The organism is Hymenobacter negativus (assembly GCF_017571495.1).
Classification (GTDB): domain Bacteria; phylum Bacteroidota; class Bacteroidia; order Cytophagales; family Hymenobacteraceae; genus Hymenobacter; species Hymenobacter negativus.
Genome location: NZ_JAGETZ010000010.1, coordinates 33855 through 51347 on the forward strand (window position 1 = coordinate 33855; position 17493 = coordinate 51347).

The following is a 17493-nucleotide window of genomic DNA, read 5'->3' on the forward strand; positions in this document are numbered from 1 at the left end:
TATTTCAACACCAGTAGACACAGGGGCAAGCCCTGCCCCTACATTGCAAGTATCAGAACTTCTCAAAAAAAGGGGGCTTTTAAGGGAGCCCCTTTTGGAATGCGGTTGTTTTCAAGCTCAGAAAGACGTAAAGACAGAAAGAGAGGAAGTCCAGCTTATTTATCCCACCACACGCGGCCGCTCAGGTTGTCGCCGCCTGGTACGGCGGCGCTGGCCGCCCGGTAGTTGTCCGGGTTGCTCGTGATTTCAGTCGTTGGGTACGGGAAGCGGCGCGGAATCTGGCCGTTGGTAGCATTGTTGGGGTACACCACCGGCGTGAGCACCGGGTAGCCGCTCCGGCGCCAGTTGGCCCACGACTCGTAGAAGTCAAGCATGGTGTTGGTCAGAGCCCAGTATTGGGTGTTAATCATTTCCAGACCCGTACCGGCGCTATAGGGGTGCGCCGTGAGGTAGCTGGCCACGTCGGCCGGGGCCACGGTCAGGGCGTCGTCGTACTGGCTCAGGTAGGTGTTGGCGGCCGTTACGCCAGCGTTGTAGTGCTGTGAGGCACTACCCAGGCCCCAGCGCTGGGCTGCTTCGGCCAGCAGCAGCTCCGACTCGGCATAGGTGAGCACGAATGTGGGCCCGTTGCGCTTAATCATGCCCGGGCTGGGCGACGAATAGTCGGGAAACGTGGTGTAGCCGGGAGTGCTCGAGATGTCGTAGGCCGCCCGGCCGCTCAGGTCTTTGCCGTTGGGCATGCCTTTTTGGGCGGCGGCGCTGGAGTTGGGGGTCGCGCTCTGACCCTTGGTCACTTCGGTGAGGTAGAGCTGCGTGACGGCGATTTTCGACAGGCGCGGGTCGTTGTTTAGCTTCAGGTAGTCGATGAAAGTGTTCGACCATTTCACGTAGTAGTTCTCCTGGCCGCCATCGCCAAGCAGCACCTGGCTGTTGCGGTTCTGGGTGACGCGGGCTCCCGAAATATCGTGCAGGACGAAGGCATTGTCGGCGTTGCTCAACATAGTTTTGCCTTGCACTTTGGTGGCATAGGCTTGCGCTGTTGCTAGGTCCGCCTTGGTCAGGCGCATGGCCATGCGCAGCAGTAGGGTGTTGCCGAAGCGCTTCCATTGGTCGATGTTGCCCTTGTAGTACACGTCGCCCGTGGGAATATCGCCGGCCGGGTCCAGCGCGGCGGTAGCTTCGTCCACCTCCTTCATCAGGTCGGTGTAGATGTCCTGTTGCTTGTCATACTTTGGCGTGATGACGCCCGTGTAATAACCCAGGCCCGCCTGGCTGTAAGGCACATCACCGTACAGGTCAGTCAGGCGCTCCATAATGAGGGCGCGCATGATGCGACCAATCTGGTGCAGGTTTTTGTAGCGGGGTTTGTCCGCCGTGAACTGCACCATGTCGGTGATGGGCTTCACCTGCTCCACGTAGGCGCCCACCGTGGTACCACCCCAGTAGGCCGCCGTGTAGCCCTCGTTGAGCAGGTATTTATCGCCCGCCCAGTAGCTCACCACCGTCGACAGCCCCTGAATCATGGTCGAGCTGTAAATCAGGTTAGCGCGCCAGGTGTCGTAGGCCAAGTCGGCGCTGCCGGTGTAGCCCAGCTGGGACGTGGTGAGCAGGTAATTGGCATCGAACGACGACTGCGTGTAAGTCGACGGGTTGGTATTGATATCGTTGAAATCCTTGGTGCAGCCGCTGCTCAGCAGCAGGGCGCTGACCGCCACCGTGGCGTATTTGTTGAAGATAGTTTTCATGGAGAAGAAATGAGGAGGCCGGAATTGCAGTCAGCTAGAATTTAGCGCTCAGGTTCACGCCGTAGGTCCGGGAAGGCGGCACACCGCCCAGCTCCAGGCCCTGCGAAAAGGCGTTGTAGCTGCCTTCGGGGTCGATGTTGTCCGTTTTCCGGCTGATGAAAAACAGGTTCCGGGCCACCAGGCTTAGGTTCAGCCGCTGAATATGGTTGCCGAACAGCGCGCTGGGAAAGGAGTAGCCCAGCGTAATCTGCCGCAGCTTGATGAAGTTGGCGTTCTGCACGAAGTCCTTGGATACGTTGTTAGCCAGGGCCCCATAGTAGGTGGCCGCGTCTACTTTGTCGGCCCCGAAAGTGCCTTCGCGGTTCACCAGGGTTTCTTTGCGCAGGCCGAAGACGGTGCCGTAGTAGTCGGTGGCCGAGAAAATCTTGCCGCCGAATTTGCCGTCAATCAGCACCCCCAGGGTGATGTTCTTAAACTTGAAGTCGTTGTTCCAGCCGGCCGTCCAAGGGTGGAAGGCGGTGCCGTATGAGGTCAGCTCGCCGCGCACGGGCACGCCGTTGGTGGTGGTGGCAATGCTGCCATCGGGGTTATACTTGTAGTCGTAGGCTAGCACCTGGCCAAAAGGCATGCCGACCACTTGGCCCATGAATCCCACGCCCGAGCGCGAAGTGGCATACACCGACTGCTGCTGGCCGGCGGCCAGCGACAGCACCGTGTTCTTGTTGTAAGCGCCGTTCAGCGAAGACGTCCAGGTAAAATCGGCCGTTTTCACGGGCTGGAAAGTCAGCAGCATTTCCACGCCCTTGTTTTCCATCTCGCCGGCATTCAGCACCGCACCCTGGTAGCCCGAGCTGATAGAAGCGGGGGCATACACAATTTCGTTCGACGACTTCTTCTTGTAAAAGGTCAGGTCCAGACGCACGCGGTTCTGCACGAAGGCCAGCTCGGTCCCAATTTCAAATTCGGTGGCCTTGGAAGCCAGTAGGTTGCGGTTGGGGATGTTGACGTTGTCGGGGCTGATGGTACCCAGCGGCAGGCCATTGAGGGTGGTGGCCAGAAACGCGTAGCTTAACTGGGTCTGGTAAGGGTTGGTGGCTTGACCCACTTTCGAGAAGCCCGCCCGGATTTTACCAAACGAGAGGAACTCCGGCTTCCACAGTTCCGAGAACACGAACGAACCGCTCACCGCCGGATATGTAACGCTCAAGTCGTTATCGACACCCGGCGTGGCCAGGGTCGAGAACCAGTCGCGGCGCGTGGTCGCCGTCAGAAACAGAAATTCCCGAAAAGACACATCCAGTGAGCCATACAACGAATGAATTTCCTGGTCGCTGAAGAAGCTTTGAGCCGACTTGTTTTTGGCATTGCCCAGAGTATTCACGCCGAATACCGCCAAATCGGAACCGATATTCTGGAACGCCTCCGACTTGGTGCGGCGGTAGCTGGTGCCCAGATTAGGCGTGAAAGCGAAGTCCTCCCCTACTTTGAAGGTTTTGCCCACTAGTCCATCGGCGTTTAGGTCGGTAAACTGGGTGGTCAGCTCTGTGATTTTACCCCCTGGCAAATAGCCCGTGCCCGAGGGCGTGACGGCGGTAAACCGGTCGGTGTAGCCGTCGCGACCCACCCGGCCCTGCAAAAACAAGCCGTTATCAAATGTATAGCGCGCGCTTACTGTCGAGAGCAGCCGTTCGCGCTTGGTGTTGTTCACGAAGTTGTAAGCGGCAAAATAGGGATTGGTGTTGTACGGGTTACCCGTGTTGTACACCAGTTCGGTGCCGTCGGCCTTGGTGCCCGGCTGCAGGCTTTGCACGTCGATGCTGGTGGGCAAAAAGGCCACGTTGAAGTTGGCGTTGCCCGCGCCATCGGCCAGGATGGGCCGGTTTTTGGCCTGCTCCAGAATGTAGTTGGCCCGCGCATCGATGGTCAGGTGCTTAAACGGTTCGAATGTGCCCGCGAGGTTGAATGTCTGGCGGTCCAGCCCCGAATTCGGTACCACCGACTTGTTAGTCAGGTTGCTGGCCGAAAGCCGCACCGAGCCGCCCGTAAAGCTCTTGTTGAACGCCAGCGTATTGGTCCAGCTGCTGCCGGTCCGGTAGAAGTTCTTGAGGTTGTCGCGCTGGGCCGTGTAGGGCCGCGTCGTGCCATCAAACTGAATGACATCGGAGCCATCAAGCTTGCCGCCCCAGCTGGAGTTGCCTACTTGCGCGGCTCCCACGGCTGTGGTCGGCTTGATGTTGTTGGCTCCCTGACCATACTCGTATTGCCAGTCGGTGAGGTTATAGATTTTCTCAGCTACGTAGTTGCTGTTAAAATCCAGCCCGTCGTTGCCCTTGGCGCTCTTGGTCGTAATCAGAATCACGCCAGCCTTGGCACGGTAGCCATATAGGGCCGAGGCGGCTGCTCCCTTCAGCACCGAAATGCTCTCGATGTCGTCGGGGTTGATGTTGGAGATGGCATCGCCCAGGTCGGGCGAGTTGTCGTACTGCCCGCCGTTGTTGGCGATGCTGGGCTGGCTTTCCACCGGCACCCCGTTGATGACGTACAGCGGTTGGTTGGTCTGGTTCAGGCTCGACACGCCCCGGATAATGACGTTGCTCGACGAGCCCGGTCCACCGGCCGTGGAGTTCACGTTCAAGCCGGCCACTTTGCCTACCAGCGAGTTGGCCACGTTGTTTTCACGGGCCTGGGTCAGGGAGTTGCCCTGAATTTCGGTTACTGAGTAGCCCAGCGTTTTCCGCTCGCGTGAAATGTTGAGGGCCGTTACCACTACTTCGCTCAGCGCCTGGGTGTTCTCAGTGAGCGTCACGTCGATAACTGCCTGCGAGCCCACCGCAACGGTTTGCGCATCAAAGCCTACCGACGAGAACACCAACGTAGCCGTTTCGGGCACGGCAATGGAGTATGCGCCCTCGGCATTGGTGCTAATGCCATTGTTGGTGCCCTGCACGAGCACCGTGACGCCCGGCAGCGCGCCACCTTTCGCATCGGTGACTTTGCCAGACACCGTTCTGCTTTGCGCCTGCACCCAGCCATGCAGGCACAGGAGCAGCAAAATGGTAAGCCAAGTAGTTTTTTTCATAGCCTTGAATGAATGAGGTGGGGTAAAAGACAATGCGGACAACTTCACATCTCCGGGCCTCTGTATGCCCTATGTAAACCCTGGCCAGCCGCCTGCCGCCTCACCAGAAAGTGACTTGGGCAGCATGCTGGTCTGGCTCTTGATCCGGTTAGCCTCGATGAGCGGAGATGAAGCTGCGTGGAGGCGCATGCCGGCTGGGCCGTAGTCGTAGCCCCAAGCCGGCCGGCAGTTGGGTAAAAAAGGTGCGGCTGCTAATGCCAATGCAAGGCGTGTTCATCGGGGTGAAGTCGTCGAAATGTTAATCGTGCCGAATAATTGCGCCGATAGAGGCACCTTCACTTTCCGGGCCGCTGCTGCCAGTGGCCTATTTGATTTAGCGAGGTTGCTAACCTCGCTGCTTCAATTCTAAAATAAGACTTTTAGAATAATAGATAACTATTTTATTTCAAACATAATGACTTCTTAATCAAGAAGCAATCGGCAGCAGAAAAAAATGTGTGCGCACACGCAAAAACTATTCATCAGAGTGTCCGCACACGCACACGCGCTCAAATAAATTCATCAACACGCAGCTTATCGCGCAGAATGAAACTTCGTTTTTGCATTCTGCCCGTTTGCAAAGCTTGTTGGCTAGCAGGTTGCTGGCCATGCGCCAGCGGCCCGTTCAAAAGCCGAGGAGAAGACGTATGCTACGGTTCTTTACACGCCTGGCACGGCGTAATGCACCGTCCCGCGGGCCTGGTAAGCATGGCCTTTCAGCGCAAAAAACAGAATGTACAGGTAGCAAGGAATGAGGAGCAGGTAAGCCTGTTGCAAGCCCAGGGGCTCGCCAAGCTTGCCGTACACGTAAGGCAGCACAGCCCCGCCGCCAATACCCATTACCAGCAGCGCCGCGCCGCGCTCGGTAAGCCCACCCAGTCCTTTAATGCTCAGGGGAAAGATGGCGGGCCACATCAGCGAGTTGGCCAGTCCGAGCAGGGCCACGCACAGCACCGAGGTATACCCGTGCGTGAGCACAATGCCCATCGTGAACACCACCCCCACCACGGCGCAGATGCTGAGCGCGGCCTGCTGGCTCAGGTAGCGCGGAATGGCCACTACCCCAATGAAATAGCCAACCAGCATGGCGATGAGGGTGAAAGAAGTGAAGTTCCGGGCAATGTCCAGGCTGATGCCCTGCGCCCGACCGTACTGAGTGATGGTGTCGCCGGCAATGACTTCAGCGCCCACGTAGCAAAAGATGGCCAGCACCCCCAGCAACAGGTGCGGATAGTGGCCGATGCCCCGGGCGGGCTCGCCGGGCACCGGGCTCACTTCAGCCTGGCGGGCATCGATTTCGGGCAGGCCGGAAAGCTTGATGAGCAGGGCCAGCACCACCAGCGCACCTGCCATAATCACGTAAGGCAGCACCACCCGGCCAGCCAGCTGTTGCAGCAGCGCGGCTTTTTCTGAAGCCGAGATAGGGCCGGCCAAACGTGCTTCAAGCTCGGCCGCGCCTTTCAGCACCACGGCTCCAATGATAACCGGGCTCAGGGCACCGGCTACTTTACTACAGATGCCCATGATGCTGATGCGTTGGGCGGCACTCTCCAACGGCCCCAGAATGCTGGCGTAGGGATTGGAAGCCGTTTGCAGCAACGCCAGCCCGGCCCCTTGAATGAACAACCCGGCCAGAAAAAGGCCAAACGAGCGGGCCTGCGCCGCTGGCACGAACACCAGCGCCCCAACCGCCATCACCAACAGCCCCAGCGCCATGCCATTCTTGAAGCCGGTTTTTTGCAGGATAAAGGCAGAAGGCAACGCCAGGAAAACATAGGCGATGTAGAAGGCAAACGTCACCAGCAGGGCCTGCGAGTACTGCAGGCCGCAGGCAATTTTCAGGAAAGGAATCAGCGTGCCGTTGAGCCAGGTGATAAAGCCGAAAATGAAAAACAGCGCGCCAATAATGACCAGCGGTGGCATCCCGCGTGATTGAGTGGTCTTCATTTGCCTTCAATGATTTAGGGTACGTATTTCCTTTCTCCAAATGGTCATGCTTCGGCAAGCGCCGCACGACGTTCGGGGAGCGTGCTACTGGCTTAAAACTGGTGGCGGACGAAAGCTTCCATGGCCTCGTATTCGGCCAGGCCCAGGCGGTCGTAGAGCTTGGCGGTGGCGTGGTTGCGGTCCTCGGAGCGCTGCCAGAACTCGCGCTTGTCGTTGCCGGGAAATACTGCACTGTCTTTCTGCGACTGGTGCTTGAAAATGGCTTTGCGCTTGCACATCAGCTCTTCCGGGCTGATGGGAACGGCCATTTCAATTTCCTCAATGTCCCACTCTTGCCAGGCCCCTCGGTATAGCCACAAGTAGCAGTTGTCTACCCAGTCTTCCTGCCCTTTCAGGCGGGCCAGAGCGGTAAAAATGGCCTCCAGGCAGACGGCGTGGGTACCGTGGGGGTCGCGCAGGTCACCGGCCGCAAAAATCTGGTGCGGCCGGATTTTCTGCAGAATATCCACTACATCCTGTATATCGGCCTCGCCCAGCGGCTTCTTCTTCACTTGGCCGGTTTCGTAGAAAGGCATGTTCATGAAGTGCACGTTTTCCTCCTTCACGCCGCAGAACCGGCAGGCCGCCGCCGCCTCCCCTTTCCGAATCAGGGCCTTAATGTCCTGCACCAGCGGGCTGTCTTCCTCGCCCAGCTTCTTGTGCTTCAAAAACGCTACTACCTGGGCGTGCTCGTCCTGAATCTGGTCGGCGCTCAGGTGCAGCTTGCGCGCAAAATCCAGCGCGAAATCCGCGTAGCGGCGGGCGTCATCATCAAACACCGCGATGTTGCCCGAGGTCTGGTAGGCCACGTGCACATCGTGGCCCTGCTCCACCAGCCGCAGGAGCGTGCCACCCATCGAAATCACGTCATCGTCGGGGTGCGGGCTAAAAATCAGCGAGCGTTTCTGAGCCGGCAGCGCCCGCTCGGGCCGTTGCACGTCGTTGGAGTTGGGCTTGCCACCCGGCCAGCCCGTAATAGTGCGTTGAATGGCATTGAAAGCCTTCAGGTTGAGGTTGTAGGCGTTGCCGGCCTCCACCAGTAGGTCGCTCAGGCTGCCGTCCTTGTAGTCTTCGTCGGTCAGCTTCAGAATGGGCTTCTGCGTCTTCAAGCTCAGCCAGATAACGGCCCGTCGAATCAGGCTGTCGTCCCAGGCGCACATGCCCACCAGCCAGGGTGTTTTGATGCGGGTAAGTTCCTGGGCGGCCCACTGGTCCACCACCACTTTCACGCGGGGGTGCTGCTGCAGAAACGATGCCGGCACTTCTTCCGAAACCCGGCCCTCCACCGTTTCGTGCAGGATTTTGGCTTTGCCCTCGCCCCACGCCATCAGGATGATTTTGCGCGCTTTCATAATGGTGCCCACGCCCATGGTCAGGGCCCGCAGCGGGACATATTCTTCCTTGATAAAGTCCTTGGCCGCGTCAGTTATTGTGAGCGGGTCAAGCTTCACCAGCCGGGTGGTGGATGCGATGGACGAGCCCGGCTCATTGAAGCCAATGTGGCCCGTGCGCCCAATGCCCAGCAGCTGCAAATCGAGGCCGCCGTACTCGTCAATCTGCTTTTCGTAGGCCTGGCAATAGTCTTTTACCTTTTCAATGGGTAGCGTCCCATCCGGAATGTGAATGTTTTCGGGCAGCAGGTCGATGTGGTCGAATAGCTGCTCGTGCATAAAGTAGACGTAGCTCTGTAACTCGTCGGGCTGCATCGGGTAATACTCGTCCAGGTTGAACGTTACCACGTTCTTAAAGCTCAGATTCTCTTCGCGATGCAACCGAATCAGCTCTTTGTACACGCCAATGGGCGACGAGCCCGTGGCCAGGCCCAACACGGCCAACTCGCCCTGCTGCTGCCTGCTGCGAATCAGGGCCGCAATTTCGCGGGCCACGCTAATGGCCCCTTCCGCTGAGTTTTCGAAGATGGTGACCGGCAGCTTCTCAAAAGTGGTTTCGGGGTAATTCAGTACTTCCATAGCTGGTTTCGGGTAAAAAAGTGACAGATTTTTAAGAACGAAGCTGGAAGACCCTGGCAACTGTGCGCCGGAGTCGAAACGCATGCTGAAGCAAGGTCAGAAAGCACCGCGCAGCTAGGCAAAGCCGGTAGCAAGCACAGGAGGTCAGGTCGCGGTAGGAGGCAGGCTCGAAGCGGAATTATTGAGAATTCCAGTGCTGAACTGGCTCAAACATACAAGTCCAAAACGAGTGGCGCAAACGATTGGGGAAAAAAAGTGTGTGCGCACACGCAAGTAAATTTGGACTGTGTGTGCGCACACGCAAAAAAACACTCGTCAGGCCACTTTTTGCCGAATTCCCCTCTTGTCGGATATGGAAAATATTTTATCTACTTTGCTGGCATCTTCACCCCCGACGAAGCAAAATCCGGAGCTTACGAGCTGTTCGGACCCCAGGCCAGCAATAGTCCCGGCCCGAATAGCTGGTGGGTATTAGGTGGTGGTTACGGAAGCTGGTATTTTTGTTCCTCCCGTTCGCCGGGCTATTCCGCCGTTGGGCCGGTGGTTCTTTCAGTGCGGTTCACCCTCGCACGGTTTTCTCCGTTGATACTGTGGGCCGGAGCCAGGCAAGCGTAAAGTAGACTTATGAAAAAAGACGCTGTACGAATCAAGGATATTGCCGCCAAGGCCAACGTGTCGGTCGGCACCGTCGACCGGGTACTGCACAACCGCGGCCGGGTTTCGGAGGAAGTACGCCAGAAAGTGCTGTCGATGATGCAGGAGCTCGAGTACGAGCCCAACATGATTGCGCGCACGCTGGGCGCCAACCGCACCTACCAGTTTGCCGTGGTGCAGCCCGACCACACGCTCGACCCCTACTGGCAGGCCCCTTGGAACGGCATTGAGAAAGCCGCCCGCGAACTGAAGCAGTACGGCGTTACCATCACCGTGTATTCGTATAGCCTGACGCAGGTCGATTCCTTTCAGGAGCAGATGGAAGCTGCCACGCTTTCGCAGCCAGATGGCGTGCTGGTAGCCCCGCTGTTTTACCGCGAATCACTAGCTTTCTTCGAGCGCTGGCACCAGCTGGGTATTCCCTACGTGCTGTTCAACACCTACATCGCCGAGATGCAGTCGCTGAGCTACGTGGGACAGGATTCTTACCAGAGTGGCTTTCTGGCCGGCAAGCTGGTGCACCTGGGTCAGGCTCGTACCGGCACGTTCCTGATTGCGCACATCGCTGAGGATATTGCCAACTCGGTACACATCACGCAGAAAGAGCGGGGGTTCCGCGACTACTTCGCCCAGTTGGCGGAATCATCGGACCACCCCGCTTCGGAAAGCTATAAGAATCCCTACAACATTGTCAGCATCGACCTGCCGCACCCCACGGAGCCCTCGTTTGCCCGGTTGCTGAATCGGCTGCTCGATGAGGAGCAAACCCAATTGAAAGGGATTTTCGTGAGCACGTCCAAAGCCTACGAAATCGCGCCTTACCTGCAAGCCTACCACCGCGAAGATATTCGCTTAGTGGGCTACGACTTGCTGGAAAAAAACATCCACTTCCTCAACGAGGGCATCATCGATTTCCTGATAAATCAGAATCCGCGCAAGCAAGGCCACCGGGGCATTTTCGCCCTAGCCGATTTACTGATTTTCAAAAAGGAAGTGCCAGCCTTGAAGTATCTGCCGCTCGATATCATCACCAAGGAAAACCTGCAGTACTACATTGATAAGTAGCCTATAGGATGCTTAAATAACTGTACCAGCAACCAACGGATGGGCACCGATGCTATACAGAGTAGTCATGCCCCGACCTATGGAGTTCCTACATAACAGATTAGTTAGCCTCCTATTTGCGTAGTGAGGATGCGCGCACCATCAGATTGGGTTTGAGCGTAATAGTGCGTGATGGCAGCACCGATTCGCTGTTGAGCTGCTCCAGGAACAGTTGAGCTGCTACTTTGCCCATTTCAAAAGCAGGCTGTCCTACGCTTGAGAGCGTGGGCGTAAGCAGGCTGGCTAGCGGCTCATCGTTGAAGCCGACCAGGGCAACATCTTCGGGCACGCGCAGGCCACGCTGGCGCAAGGCCAGTAGTGCCCCAATGGCCAGCCGGTCGCTAACGGTAAAAATTGCATCGGGACGCTGGGCGCTATCAAGCAGCTGCTCGGTGGCGCGGTAGGCATGAGCTCGGTCGAACTCGCAGTGAACGATGAGGTCCTCATCCACGGGAAGCCCGTGCTGGCGCAGGGCTGCCAGGTAGCCCTCTTTACGCTGATTACTAATGGAGAAGCTGGGTGGCCCGGCGATGTAAGCAATGCGGCGGCAACCCTGCTCAAATAAATGATTAACTGCCTGCCGGGCTCCGTCTTCGTTGTCGAGCACTACTTTGGTAGCATCTAGGTCGGTTGCTACGCGGTCGAAAAGCACCAGCGGCACCCCGCGCGCCATCAGGCGGCGCATGTGGTCTACGTTGCTCGTGGCGCTGGAAAGTGACACAATGAGGCCATCGACTTGGCTGTTGAGCAGGCGTTGGGTGTTGGTGATTTCGCGGCCATACGACTCGTTCGACTGGCAGGTGAGCACGGTGTAACCGGCTTCGAGAGCAATTTCGTCGATGCCCCGCACCGCCGTGGCGAAGAAGTAGTCCAGGTTCGGCACGATGACGCCAATGCTGTGCGTCTGGCGAGTCACCAGGCTGAGGGCTACCTGGTTAGGCTGGTAGTCCAGTTCCTTAGCCATGTCCAGCACCGCCTGCTTGGTGTCGGGATTCACATCGGGAAAGTCGCGCATGGCCCGCGACACCGTGGAGATGGACACGCCCAACGAGCGGGCAATGTCCTTAATAGTAGCCGGTTTGGCAGGACGTTCGCGGCGCGGAATGGGCATAGTGGGGAACAGAAGGATGGAAAATGCTTATCTGGAGCAATGCTAACCGCTACACCGCCCTATTGGTAGAGGCTTCAGACCATGTGAATAGCAACGCAAATCTATACAATTGGTCAGAAGGAGCGCCTAAGATTAAAAAATAATTTAATTTTTCAAAGAGAAAACGATTTTAACGCAATCGATGCCGGTAACGTTACCGGTAACGTTTTTGCAACTTGAATTAAGCTATGATGAGGCTTTAAATGATTTGAAATCGCATTTTTTAGGCTAGGAATCGTTTGCGGAACGGCATACATTTGAAATAGAAAAGCAGGATAATAAACCTGTCATATTTCTACAATAATTGAATTTTAATAAGAATGCCAACCTCCTCTAAGTGGTTTCTAAGCCTAGCACTGCTGGCAAGCAGTTCGGTAGCCCACGCGGCCAACATCCGCGTGACCGACCTGGCTGCCTACCGGGCTGCCGTGCCGCGCCTGCAACCCGGCGACACGCTGGTGCTAGCCGCCGGCAACTGGACCGACACCCCGCTGGTATTCAGCGGCAAGGGCACGGCGGCCAAGCCCATCGTCCTGAAGGCCGAGCGGCCCGGCGCGGTGCAGCTGCGCGGGCAGTCGAGCCTGCGGCTGGTGGGCGAGTACCTAGTGGTGATAGGGCTGGACTTCCGCAACGGCTACGCGCCGCAGGGCGGCATCATCGAGTTTCGGGACGGCAGCAACGGCTTAGCCTATCACTGCCGCGTGACCGAGTGCGTGCTGGACAACTTCAACCGCCCCAGCAGCAATAAGGACGACAAGTGGATTCACTTCTACGGTCAGTACAACCGCTTCGACCACAACTACATCGCCGGAAAAAAAACCAGCGGTGTGACCGTGGTAGTGGAGTTGCCCACGCCCGAAAGCCGCGAGAACCACCACCAGATTGACCACAACTACTTCGGCCCGCGCCCGCGCCTGGGTTCGAATGGCGGCGAAACCATGCGCATTGGGCTGGGTGAAACTTCGCTGTCGGCCTCGCGCACGGTGGTAGAGGACAACTACTTCTACCACTGTAACGGCGAGACGGAAATCATCTCTGTAAAGTCGGGCGAAAACGTGGTGCGTCGCAACCTCTTCGACGAGTGCGAGGGCTCGGTGGTGCTGCGCCACGGCAACAACAACCTGGTGGAAGGCAACTACTTCCTGGGTAACGGCAAGGAGCAAACCGGCGGCGTGCGCGTCATTAACGCCGGGCAGCGCGTGCGGGGTAACTACTTCGCCGACCTCACCGGCCGCGACTTTCGCGGGGCGCTGGTGATTATGAACGGCATCCCCAACTCGCCGCTCAACCGCTACGCCCAAGTGCGCGATGCCCTGATTGAAAACAACGTTTTCGTGAACTGCGCCAACGTGGAGCTGGCCGCCGGCAAGAGCGCCGAGCTGAGCCTCCCTCCTACCGGCGTAGTGCTCAAAAACAACATCTTCTACAGCCCCAAGCTGCCCAACCCGTTCCACGTTTACGACGACATCAGCGGCCTAACCTTCAGCAATAACGCGCTCCAGATAAGCGGCAAAGGCCCCGATATCAAAGGCCTGGATGCCGCCGTGCTCACCGTGCAAAAGTCGGCCGACGGCCTGCTGGTGCCCACGCCCAAAGGCGCCCCCAAAACCACCCTGCACCGCCCCCTCACGGCCGCCGAAGCCGGCCCGGGCTGGTTCCGACCCACGTCCACCAGTGCCACGCCGCGTGTTGGCCGCATAGTGCCGGCCGCAACGGCGGACGACTTGCAACGCCTGTGCAAAGCCGCCAAGCCGGGCGACGTTATCGAACTGACCAAAACCAGCTCGTATGCACTAGCGCAGCCGCTGGTCGTAACCGTGCCGCTTACGGTGCGGGCTAAGGCAGGCCTGGCCACGCGGCCGGTGCTGACTGCCAAAGGTGCGCAGCCGCTTTTTCTGATGGAAAATGGAGGCTGGCTGCGACTTAAGGGGCTGGCGTTTGATGGGGCGGCGGCCACCACAGCGGGCCTCATTCAATCGAGCGCGCAGCCGATACTGGACCACTATGGGCTGTGGGCAGAGAACTGCGCATTTTATAATCTAAAGGGCGCGGATAGTCAGGTGTTTCACGCCACCACGGCCACCTTCGCCGATACCGTGCAGTTTGCCAATTGCCAGTTTCACGACCTGGGCGGCAGCGCCCTGAGCCTGGCCACGGAAACCCAGAATTTGGGCACCTACAACGCCGAAGTAGTGATACTGCGCAACTGCCTGTTTCGCAACGTGCAGGGCGTGGTGCTCGACCTCTACCGCGGCGGCAAGGACGAGAGCACCTTCGGTCCTTTCCTGACGGTGGACCACTGCACGTTTGATAACGTGGGCAACACCGCCGGCCCGGTACTGAAGCTGACCGGCGTGCAGCACTCCACCATCCAGAACTGCCTGTTTGCCAACAGCGCCACGGCTGGCCCGGCCATTCAGTACACCGAGCTGGGCAAGGCCATCAACACGCTGTCGAACAGCAATTTTTACCAATCGGGCAAGGTCGAGGCGAAGTTTCCGCCGCGCACGGCCAAGCTGACTTACCTGCCCACTGCCTTCGTGGCTCCGCAGCAGCTCGACTACCGCCTGAAAAGCCCGGTACCAGCCCTGCCAACCGCCACCGACGGCCGCCCGGTGGGCTACCTCGCCCAGCAATAATTCCTTCCCATTTCCTTATCATTTTTTACCCTAGGCCTCGGCCCAAAACCCTCCCTCATGCACGATTTAACAGGAAAAGTAGCGCTGGTTAGCGGCGGTGGCCGCGACATTGGCCGGCAGGTTTCACTGGCTTTGGCCAAGGCGGGCGCTAACGTCTGCTTCAATTACTTTGATTCGGTGGGCGAGGCCGAGGAGACAAAAAAGCAGATTGAAGCGCTGGGCGCCGGCCAGGTAGTGGCCGCCCAGGGCGACATGACCAAGGCTGCCGACGTGGCCAAAGTGGTGCAGACCTGCACCGAGGCATTCGGCCCGAAAATCGACATCCTGGTAAACGTGGTGGGCGGCCTCGTGGCCCGTAAAACGCTGGAGGAGATGGATGAAGCCTTCTGGGACTTCGTGATTGACGTGAACCTGAAATCGGTGTTTTTGCTCAGCAAAGCCGTGGTGCCGCACATGCCCGAGGGCGGTGCCATCGTCAATTTCGCCTCGCAGGCGGCCCGCGACGGCGGCGGCCCCGGCGCTCTGGCCTACGCCACCGGCAAAGGCGGCGTGCTGACCCTGACCCGCGGCCTGGCCAAGGAGCTGGGCCCCAAAGGAATCCGGGTGAATGCGGTATCGCCGGGCATGATTGCCACGGCCTTCCACGACACCTTCACCAAGCCCGAGGTGCGCGAGCGGGTGGCGGGTGGCACGCCCCTGCGCCGCGAGGGCCAGGCCCGCGAAGTAGCCGATTTGGTGACGTATTTGGCCTCGCCGGAGTCGTCCTTCATCACCGGCGCTTCGATGGAAATCAATGGTGGAACCTACTTTATTTAAGCACATGCGCGAGCGTCGGCCGGCAACATTTTGGGGAATGGCACTTCTCGTGGCCGGGCTGCTGGCTACTGGCTCCGCCAGTGCCGGCGCGCCCGCTCCGGCGCATCCGGCCCTGCTCATCAAAGCCGCCGACGTGCCCACGCTCAAACAGAGCCTGGGCCAGTACCCGCTGCTCGACAAGAGTTACCGCGCCCTGCAGAAAACGGCCGACAAAGCCCTGGCCAGCCCCATTGCCGTGCCCGTGCCCAAGGACCCTGCCGGCGGCTACACCCACGAGCAGCATACCCGCAACTACTACGCGCTACAGGCCGCCGGCATCTGCTTTCAGATGACCAAGGACGGCAAGTATGCCCGCTTCGTGCGTGACATGCTGCTGGAATACAGCAAGCTGATTCCGGGCCTGAAAAACCACCCCGAGGCCAAAAGCTCGTCGCCCGGCCGGCTGTTTCACCAAGCGCTAAACGATGCCAACTGGCTGGTGTATAGCGCTCAGGGCTACGACGCCGTGTACGAGACACTAACTCCCGCCGAGCACAAGCAGATAGAGGACGGCGCGTTCCGGCCGCTGTGCAACTACTTCACCCAGGATTTGAAATCGTGGTTCGACCTCGTGCACAACCACGGGGTGTGGGCCGCCGCCGGGGTGGGCATGGTGGGCTACGCCATCCACGACCAGAAGCTGATAAACCTGGCGGTGCACGGCAGCGCCGGCAACGACAAAAGCGGCTTCCTGGCCCAGCTCAACGGCCTTTTTTCGCCCGATGGCTACTACACCGAGGGGCCTTACTACTCGCGCTACGCGCTGTCGCCCTTCTTCATGTTTGCCCAGGCTATTGATAACAACCAGCCCGAACTGCACATCTTTGAGTACCGCGGCAGCATCCTGAAAAAGGCGTTGAATTCCTCCCTGCAGCTCACCAACACCGACGGCCGGTATTATCCACTGAATGATGCGCTGAAGGAAAAAGATTGGACTACCCAGGAGTTGATTGGCGCGATTTCCATTGCCGCACAGCACTACGGCGTGGATAAAACGCTGCTGGGCCTGGCGCAGCAACAGGGCAAGGTATTGGTGGCACCCGGCGGGCTGGCCGTAGCTAAAGCAGTGCAGGAAGCCAGCAAAAACCTGCAGCCCTACCAACGCCAAAGCGTGCTTTACACCGACGGCCCCACCGGTACCGAGGGCGGCTTGGCCGTACTTCGCGCCGGGGCGCAGGACGCGCAGACCAGCCTTATTTTCAAGTATACCGGTCACGGCCTGTCGCACGGGCACTACGACAAGCTCGGCATCGTGCTCTACGACCGCGGGCGCGAGGTGCTCCAGGACTACGGTGCCGTGCGCTTCCTCAACGTGGAGGCCAAGGAAGGCGGCCGCTACCTGCCTGAAACCAAGACCTGGGCCAGCCAGACCGTGGCCCACAACACGCTGGTGGTGGACGAGGCTTCCGACTTTGGCGGCAAGGAAGAAGTGGCCGAGAAGAACGCCGGCCAGGCTTGGTTTGCTGATATTCGCAACGCCAATGCCCAGGTGGTGAGCGCCAAGGCCAACTCGGCCTACCCCGGCGTGCAGTTGCAGCGCACCGTGGCGCTGGTGCTCGACAGCCTCTCGGGCAAGCCGCTGGTGCTGGACGTGTTTCGGGTGCAGGCCGGCGCACCGCACCAGTATGACCTGCCGTGGTACTACCAGGGCCAGTTGATTTCGACCAGCTTCAAATACGACAGCTTCGCCACGAGCCGGCAGACGGTGGGCCTCAAAAACGGCTACCAGCACCTCTGGCGCGAGGCCATTAGTCAGCCCGTGCGCACGCCCGGCGTGGCTACGCTCACCTGGCTCAACGGACCGCAGTTCTATTCCTTAAGCACGGCCACCGACACGGCCACCCACCTGGTGCTGGCCCGCATCGGCGCCACCGACCCCAACTTCAACCTGCGCCCCGAACCGGCGCTGCTGGTGCGTGAAAAAGCCCAGAACAAGGTGTTTGTCTCGGTGCTCGAAAGCCACGGCGAATTCAACCCGACCTCCGAAGTGGCGACCGGCTCGCGTAGTAATGTGGCCCGCGTGGCCGTGCTCTTCGATAGTCCCGAGGCCACCGTGGTGGAAGTGCAGCTGCGCCACGGCGGCACCTACCGCCTAGCCGTGGCCAACCAGGACGCCGCCCCCACTAAAGCACATGAAGCCATCGTGGCTGGTCAGTCGCTGCGCTGGCAGGGCCCCTACCAATTGCGCCACATCGGCCACTGATAGCAGCACGAGTACCCCGAAGCTGTGCTTCGGTTAGTTGGACGATTCGAGCGCAAGCCGAAGCACAGC

General features: G+C 58.9%; 9 protein-coding genes. 4 read left to right on the forward strand and 5 right to left on the reverse strand.

Annotated elements, in window-relative coordinates; genetic code table 11:
- Positions 1–155 precede the first annotated feature (155 nt).
- The 4 genes from J4E00_RS19155 to nagB form a co-directional block, all read right to left on the reverse strand.
- A complete protein-coding gene (locus tag J4E00_RS19155) occupies positions 156–1745 on the reverse strand; it encodes a SusD/RagB family nutrient-binding outer membrane lipoprotein (RefSeq protein WP_208176877.1) in 1590 nt (529 codons plus the stop codon).
- A 34-nt stretch (positions 1746–1779) separates the two neighbouring features.
- Positions 1780–4824 (reverse strand): SusC/RagA family TonB-linked outer membrane protein, encoded by a 3045-nt coding sequence (locus J4E00_RS19160; RefSeq protein ID WP_208176878.1) that lies wholly within the window; start codon positions 4822–4824, stop codon positions 1780–1782.
- Between the two features lie 699 nt (positions 4825–5523).
- Complete coding sequence (locus J4E00_RS19165; RefSeq protein ID WP_208176879.1) at positions 5524–6810, reverse strand: sugar MFS transporter; 1287 nt, start codon at positions 6808–6810, stop codon at positions 5524–5526.
- Between the two features lie 92 nt (positions 6811–6902).
- Positions 6903–8819: a glucosamine-6-phosphate deaminase gene (nagB, locus tag J4E00_RS19170; RefSeq protein ID WP_208176880.1), complete on the reverse strand. Its 1917-nt coding sequence runs from the start codon at positions 8817–8819 to the stop codon at positions 6903–6905.
- A 624-nt stretch (positions 8820–9443) separates the two neighbouring features.
- On the opposite strand from nagB, the gene J4E00_RS19175 reads away from it, so the two are divergent.
- Positions 9444–10538: a LacI family DNA-binding transcriptional regulator gene (locus tag J4E00_RS19175; RefSeq protein WP_208176881.1), complete on the forward strand. Its 1095-nt coding sequence runs from the start codon at positions 9444–9446 to the stop codon at positions 10536–10538.
- Positions 10539–10650: 112 nt separating this feature from the next.
- On the opposite strand, the gene J4E00_RS19180 is transcribed toward J4E00_RS19175, so the two are convergent.
- Positions 10651–11688 carry a LacI family DNA-binding transcriptional regulator gene (locus J4E00_RS19180; RefSeq protein WP_208176882.1) on the reverse strand — a complete coding sequence of 346 codons (1038 nt, stop codon included), beginning with the start codon at positions 11686–11688 and terminating at the stop codon, positions 10651–10653.
- A 359-nt stretch (positions 11689–12047) separates the two neighbouring features.
- Between J4E00_RS19180 and J4E00_RS19185 the strand changes: the two genes are divergently transcribed.
- The 3 genes from J4E00_RS19185 to J4E00_RS19195 are packed head-to-tail and all read left to right on the forward strand — an operon-like array spanning position 12048 to position 17424.
- Complete coding sequence (locus J4E00_RS19185; protein ID WP_208176883.1) at positions 12048–14366, forward strand: chondroitinase-B domain-containing protein; 2319 nt, start codon at positions 12048–12050, stop codon at positions 14364–14366.
- 57 nt (positions 14367–14423) lie between these two features.
- Positions 14424–15182, forward strand: coding sequence for an SDR family NAD(P)-dependent oxidoreductase (locus J4E00_RS19190; protein ID WP_208176884.1), 759 nt, complete (start codon positions 14424–14426; stop codon positions 15180–15182).
- Between the two features lie 37 nt (positions 15183–15219).
- Positions 15220–17424, forward strand: a complete 2205-nt coding sequence (locus J4E00_RS19195; RefSeq protein ID WP_208176885.1) for a heparinase II/III family protein — start codon at positions 15220–15222, stop codon at positions 17422–17424.
- Positions 17425–17493 lie beyond the last annotated feature (69 nt).